General features: G+C 44.7%; 9 protein-coding genes. All 9 read right to left on the bottom strand.

Features of this window, described 5'->3' with window-relative positions; genetic code table 11:
- Positions 1–502, bottom strand: a 502-nt coding sequence (locus GDJ93_RS10415; RefSeq protein ID WP_001966578.1) for a major capsid protein, incomplete at its 3' end; no start/stop codon positions are given.
- A 36-nt stretch (positions 503–538) separates the two neighbouring features.
- On the bottom strand, positions 539–655 hold the full coding sequence (locus tag GDJ93_RS10410) for a phage DNA packaging protein J (protein ID WP_000033471.1): 117 nt from the start codon (positions 653–655) through the stop codon (positions 539–541).
- Entirely contained in the window at positions 655–1,113 is a 459-nt protein-coding gene (locus GDJ93_RS10405) for a scaffolding protein D (RefSeq protein WP_000084700.1), read from the bottom strand. Before GDJ93_RS10405 ends, GDJ93_RS10410 begins: the two co-directional genes overlap by 1 nt.
- Entirely contained in the window at positions 1,110–1,349 is a 240-nt protein-coding gene (locus tag GDJ93_RS10400) for a phage DNA packaging protein C (protein ID WP_016670801.1), read from the bottom strand. The genes GDJ93_RS10405 and GDJ93_RS10400 overlap by 4 nt, the downstream gene beginning before the upstream one ends.
- Positions 1,282–1,434: a hypothetical protein gene (locus GDJ93_RS10395; protein WP_435988044.1), complete on the bottom strand. Its 153-nt coding sequence runs from the start codon at positions 1,432–1,434 to the stop codon at positions 1,282–1,284. Before GDJ93_RS10395 ends, GDJ93_RS10400 begins: the two co-directional genes overlap by 68 nt.
- Positions 1,367–2,908, bottom strand: coding sequence for a replication endonuclease (locus tag GDJ93_RS10390; protein WP_000252566.1), 1,542 nt, complete (start codon positions 2,906–2,908; stop codon positions 1,367–1,369). Before GDJ93_RS10390 ends, GDJ93_RS10395 begins: the two co-directional genes overlap by 68 nt.
- Positions 2,909–2,971: 63 nt before the next feature.
- A complete protein-coding gene (locus tag GDJ93_RS10385; RefSeq protein WP_000466547.1) occupies positions 2,972–3,958 on the bottom strand; it encodes a Minor spike protein in 987 nt (328 codons plus the stop codon).
- Positions 3,959–3,966: 8 nt separating this feature from the next.
- The gene (locus tag GDJ93_RS10380; RefSeq protein WP_000487867.1) at positions 3,967–4,494 is read right to left on the bottom strand and encodes a hypothetical protein; all 528 of its coding nucleotides are present in this window, start codon (positions 4,492–4,494) and stop codon (positions 3,967–3,969) included.
- Positions 4,495–4,604: 110 nt separating this feature from the next.
- The coding region (locus GDJ93_RS10375; protein WP_032508276.1) for a major capsid protein at positions 4,605–5,513 on the bottom strand (909 nt) is incomplete at its 5' end.

Here is a 5,513-nt window from a genome sequence, read left to right as displayed (position 1 = left end):
TTTTGAGATGGCAGCAACGGAAACCATAACGAGCATCATCTTGATTAAGCTCATTAGGGTTAGCCTCGGTACGGTCAGGCATCCACGGCGCTTTAAAATAGTTGTTATAGATATTCAAATAACCCTGAAACAAATGCTTAGGGATTTTATTGGTATCAGGGTTAATCGTGCCAAGAAAAGCGGCATGGTCAATATAACCAGTAGTGTTAACAGTCGGGAGAGGAGTGGCATTAACACCATCCTTCATGAACTTAATCCACTGTTCACCATAAACGTGACGATGAGGGACATAAAAAGTAAAAATGTCTACAGTAGAGTCAATAGCAAGGCCACGACGCAATGGAGAAAGACGGAGAGCGCCAACGGCGTCCATCTCGAAGGAGTCGCCAGCGATAACCGGAGTAGTTGAAATGGTAATAAGACGACCAATCTGACCAGCAAGGAAGCCAAGATGGGAAAGGTCATGCGGCATACGCTCGGCGCCAGTTTGAATATTAGACATAATTTATCCTCAAGTAAGGGGCCGAAGCCCCTGCAATTAAAATTGTTGACCACCTACATACCAAAGACGAGCGCCTTTACGCTTGCCTTTAGTACCTCGCAACGGCTGCGGACGACCAGGGCGAGCGCCAGAACGTTTTTTACCTTTAGACATTACATCACTCCTTCTGCACGTAATTTTTGACGCACGTTTTCTTCTGCGTCAGTAAGAACGTCAGTGTTTCCTGCGCGTACACGCAAGGTAAACGCGAACAATTCAGCGGCTTTAACCGGACGCTCGACGCCATTAATAATGTTTTCCGTAAATTCAGCGCCTTCCATGATGAGACAGGCCGTTTGAATGTTGACGGGATGAACATAATAAGCAATGACGGCAGCAATAAACTCAACAGGAGCAGGAAAGCGAGGGTATCCTACAAAGTCCAGCGTACCATAAACGCAAGCCTCAACGCAGCGACGAGCACGAGAGCGGTCAGTAGCAATCCAAACTTTGTTACTCGTCAGAAAATCGAAATCATCTTCGGTTAAATCCAAAACGGCAGAAGCCTGAATGAGCTTAATAGAGGCCAAAGCGGTCTGGAAACGTACGGATTGTTCAGTAACTTGACTCATGATTTCTTACCTATTAGTGGTTGAACAGCATCGGACTCAGATAGTAATCCACGCTCTTTTAAAATGTCAACAAGAGAATCTCTACCATGAACAAAATGTGACTCATATCTAAACCAGTCCTTGACGAACGTGCCAAGCATATTAAGCCACTTCTCCTCATCCAACGCGTCAGTTTTTGACAGAATCGTTAGTTGATGGCGAAAGGTCGCAAAGTAAGAGCTTCTCGAGCTGCGCAAGGATAGGTCGAATTTTCTCATTTTCCGCCAGCAGTCCACTTCGATTTAATTCGTAAACAAGCAGTAGTAATTCCTGCTTTATCAAGATAATTTTTCGACTCATCAGAAATATCCGAAAGTGTTAACTTCTGCGTCATGGAAGCGATAAAACTCTGCAGGTTGGATACGCCAATCATTTTTATCGAAGCGCGCATAAATTTGAGCAGATTTGTCGTCACAGGTTGCGCCGCCAAAACGTCGGCTACAGTAACTTTTCCCAGCCTCAATCTCATCTCTCTTTTTGCGTTCTGCTTCAATATCTGGTTGAACGGCGTCGCGTCGTAACCCAGCTTGGTAAGTTGGATTAAGCACTCCGTGGACAGATTTGTCATTGTGAGCATTTTCATCCCGAAGTTGCGGCTCATTCTGATTCTGAACAGCTTCTTGGGAAGTAGCGACAGCTTGGTTTTTAGTGAGTTGTTCCATTCTTTAGCTCCTAGACCTTTAGCAGCAAGGTCCATATCTGACTTTTTGTTAACGTATTTAGCCACATAGAAACCAACAGCCATATAACTGGTAGCTTTAAGCGGCTCACCTTTAGCATCAACAGGCCACAACCAACCAGAACGTGAAAAAGCGTCCTGCGTGTAGCGAACTGCGATGGGCATACTGTAACCATAAGGCCACGTATTTTGCAAGCTATTTAACTGGCGGCGATTGCGTACCCGACGACCAAAATTAGGGTCAACGCTACCTGTAGGAAGTGTCCGCATAAAGTGCACCGCATGGAAATGAAGACGGCCATTAGCTGTACCATACTCAGGCACACAAAAATACTGATAGCAGTCGGCGTGTGAATCATTAGCCTTGCGACCCTCGGCAGCAAGAACCATACGACCAATATCACGAAAATAGTCACGCAAAGCATTGGGATTATCATAAAACGCCTCTAATCGGTCGTCAGCCAACGTGAGAGTGTCAAAAACGATAAACCAACCATCAGCATGAGCCTGTCGCATTGCATTCATCAAACGCTGAATAGCAAAGCCTCTACGCGATTTCATAGTGGAGGCCTCCAGCAATCTTGAACACTCATCCTTAATACCTTTCTTTTTGGGGTAATTATACTCATCGCGAATATCCTTAAGAGGGCGTTCAGCAGCCAGCTTGCGGCAAAACTGCGTAACCGTCTTCTCGTTCTCTAAAAACCATTTTTCGTCCCCTTCGGGGCGGTGGTCTATAGTGTTATTAATATCAAGTTGGGGGAGCACATTGTAGCATTGTGCCAATTCATCCATTAACTTCTCAGTAACAGATACAAACTCATCACGAACGTCAGAAGCAGCCTTATGGCCGTCAACATACATATCACCATTATCGAACTCAACGCCCTGCATACGAAAAGACAGAATCTCTTCCAAGAGCTTGATGCGGTTATCCATCTGCTTATGGAAGCCAAGCATTGGGGATTGAGAAAGAGTAGAAATGCCACAAGCCTCAATAGCAGGTTTAAGAGCCTCGATACGCTCAAAGTCAAAATAATCAGCGTGACATTCAGAAGGGTAATAAGAACGAACCATAAAAAAGCCTCCAAGATTTGGAGGCATGAAAACATACAATTGGGAGGGTGTCAATCCTGACGGTTATTTCCTAGACAAATTAGAGCCAATACCATCAGCTTTACCGTCTTTCCAGAAATTGTTCCAAGTATCGGCAACAGCTTTATCAATACCATGAAAAATATCAACCACACCAGAAGCAGCATCAGTGACGACATTAGAAATATCCTTTGCAGTAGCGCCAATATGAGAAGAGCCATACCGCTGATTCTGCGTTTGCTGATGAACTAAGTCAACCTCAGCACTAACCTTGCGAGTCATTTCTTTGATTTGGTCATTGGTAAAATACTGACCAGCCGTTTGAGCTTGAGTAAGCATTTGGCGCATAATCTCGGAAACCTGCTGTTGCTTGGAAAGATTGGTGTTTTCCATAATAGACGCAACGCGAGCAGTAGACTCCTTCTGTTGATAAGCAAGCATCTCATTTTGTGCATATACCTGGTCTTTCGTATTCTGGCGTGAAGTCGCCGACTGAATGCCAGCAATCTCTTTTTGAGTCTCATTTTGCATCTCGGCAATCTCTTTCTGATTGTCCAGTTGCATTTTAGTAAGCTCTTTTTGATTCTCAAATCCGGCGTCAACCATACCAGCAGAGGAAGCATCAGCACCAGCACGCTCCCAAGCATTAAGCTCAGGAAATGCAGCAGCAAGATAATCACGAGTATCCTTTCCTTTATCAGCGGCAGACTTGCCACCAAGTCCAACCAAATCAAGCAACTTATCAGAAACGGCAGAAGTGCCAGCCTGCAACGTACCTTCAAGAAGTCCTTTACCAGCTTTAGCCATAGCACCAGAAACAAAACTAGGGACGGCCTCATCAGGGTTAGGAACATTAGAGCCTTGAATGGCAGATTTAATACCAGCATCACCCATGCCTACAGTATTGTTATCGGTAGCAAGCACATCACCTTGAATGCCACCGGAGGCGGCTTTTTGACCGCCTCCAAACAATTTAGACATGGCGCCACCAGCAAGAGCAGAAGCAATACCGCCAGCAATAGCACCAAACATAAATCACCTCACTTAAGTGGCTGGAGACAAATAATCTCTTTAATAACCTGATTCAGCGAAACCAATCCGCGGCATTTAGTAGCGGTAAAGTTAGACCAAACCATGAAACCAACATAAACATTATTGCCCGGCGTACGGGGAAGGACGTCAATAGTCACACAGTCCTTGACGGTATAATAACCACCATCATGGCGACCATCCAAAGGATAAACATCATAGGCAGTCGGGAGGGTAGTCGGAACCGAAGAAGACTCAAAGCGAACCAAACAGGCAAAAAATTTAGGGTCGGCATCAAAAGCAATATCAGCACCAACAGAAACAACCTGATTAGCGGCGTTGACAGATGTATCCATCTGAATGCAATGAAGAAAACCACCATTACCAGCATTAACCGTCAAACTATCAAAATATAACGTTGACGATGTAGCTTTAGGTGTCTGTAAAACAGGTGCCGAAGAAGCTGGAGTAACAGAAGTGAGAACCAGCTTATCAGAAAAAAAGTTTGAATTATGGCGAGAAATAAAAGTCTGAAACATGATTAAACTCCTAAGCAGAAAACCTACCGCGCTTCGCTTGGTCAACCCCTCAGCGGCAAAAATTAAAATTTTTACCGCTTCGGCGTTATAACCTCACACTCAATCTTTTATCACGAAGTCATGATTGAATCGCGAGTGGTCGGCAGATTGCGATAAACGGTCACATTAAATTTAACCTGACTATTCCACTGCAACAACTGAACGGACTGGAAACACTGGTCATAATCATGGTGGCGAATAAGTACGCGTTCTTGCAAATCACCAGAAGGCGGTTCCTGAATGAATGGGAAGCCTTCAAGAAGGTGATAAGCAGGAGAAACATACGAAGGCGCATAACGATACCACTGACCCTCAGCAATCTTAAACTTCTTAGACGAATCACCAGAACGGAAAACATCCTTCATAGAAATTTCACGCGGCGGCAAGTTGCCATACAAAACAGGGTCGCCAGCAATATCGGTATAAGTCAAAGCACCTTTAGCGTTAAGGTACTGAATCTCTTTAGTCGCAGTAGGCGGAAAACGAACAAGCGCAAGAGTAAACATAGTGCCATGCTCAGGAACAAAGAAACGCGGCACAGAATGTTTATAGGTCTGTTGAACACGACCAGAAAACTGGCCTAACGACGTTTGGTCAGTTCCATCAACATCATAGCCAGATGCCCAGAGATTAGAGCGCATGACAAGTAAAGGACGGTTGTCAGCGTCATAAGAGGTTTTACCTCCAAATGAAGAAATAACATCATGGTAACGCTGCATGAAGTAATCACGTTCTTGGTCAGTATGCAAATTAGCATAAGCAGCTTGCAGACCCATAATGTCAATAGATGTGGTAGAAGTCGTCATTTGGCGAGAAAGCTCAGTCTCAGGAGGAAGCGGAGCAGTCCAAATGTTTTTGAGATGGCAGCAACGGAAACCATAACGAGCATCATCTTGATTAAGCTCATTAGGGTTAGCCTCGGTACGGTCAGGCATCCACGGCGCTTTAAAATAGTTGTTATAGATATTCAAATAACCCTG

Origin of the sequence: Collinsella aerofaciens, from assembly GCF_902501475.1 — a bacterium.
GTDB classification, from domain to species: Bacteria; Actinomycetota; Coriobacteriia; order Coriobacteriales; family Coriobacteriaceae; genus Collinsella; species Collinsella aerofaciens_AL.
This window is presented reverse-complemented; position numbering and strand designations above follow the sequence as displayed.

Coding starts and splice junctions, on each gene's coding strand:
- GDJ93_RS10410 (WP_000033471.1), bottom strand. CDS start 655: ATGTCTAAAGGTAAAAAACGTTCTGGCGCTCGCCCTGGTCGTCCGCAG.
- GDJ93_RS10405 (WP_000084700.1), bottom strand. CDS start 1,113: ATGAGTCAAGTTACTGAACAATCCGTACGTTTCCAGACCGCTTTGGCC.
- GDJ93_RS10390 (WP_000252566.1), bottom strand. CDS start 2,908: ATGGTTCGTTCTTATTACCCTTCTGAATGTCACGCTGATTATTTTGAC.
- GDJ93_RS10385 (WP_000466547.1), bottom strand. CDS start 3,958: ATGTTTGGTGCTATTGCTGGCGGTATTGCTTCTGCTCTTGCTGGTGGC.
- GDJ93_RS10380 (WP_000487867.1), bottom strand. CDS start 4,494: ATGTTTCAGACTTTTATTTCTCGCCATAATTCAAACTTTTTTTCTGAT.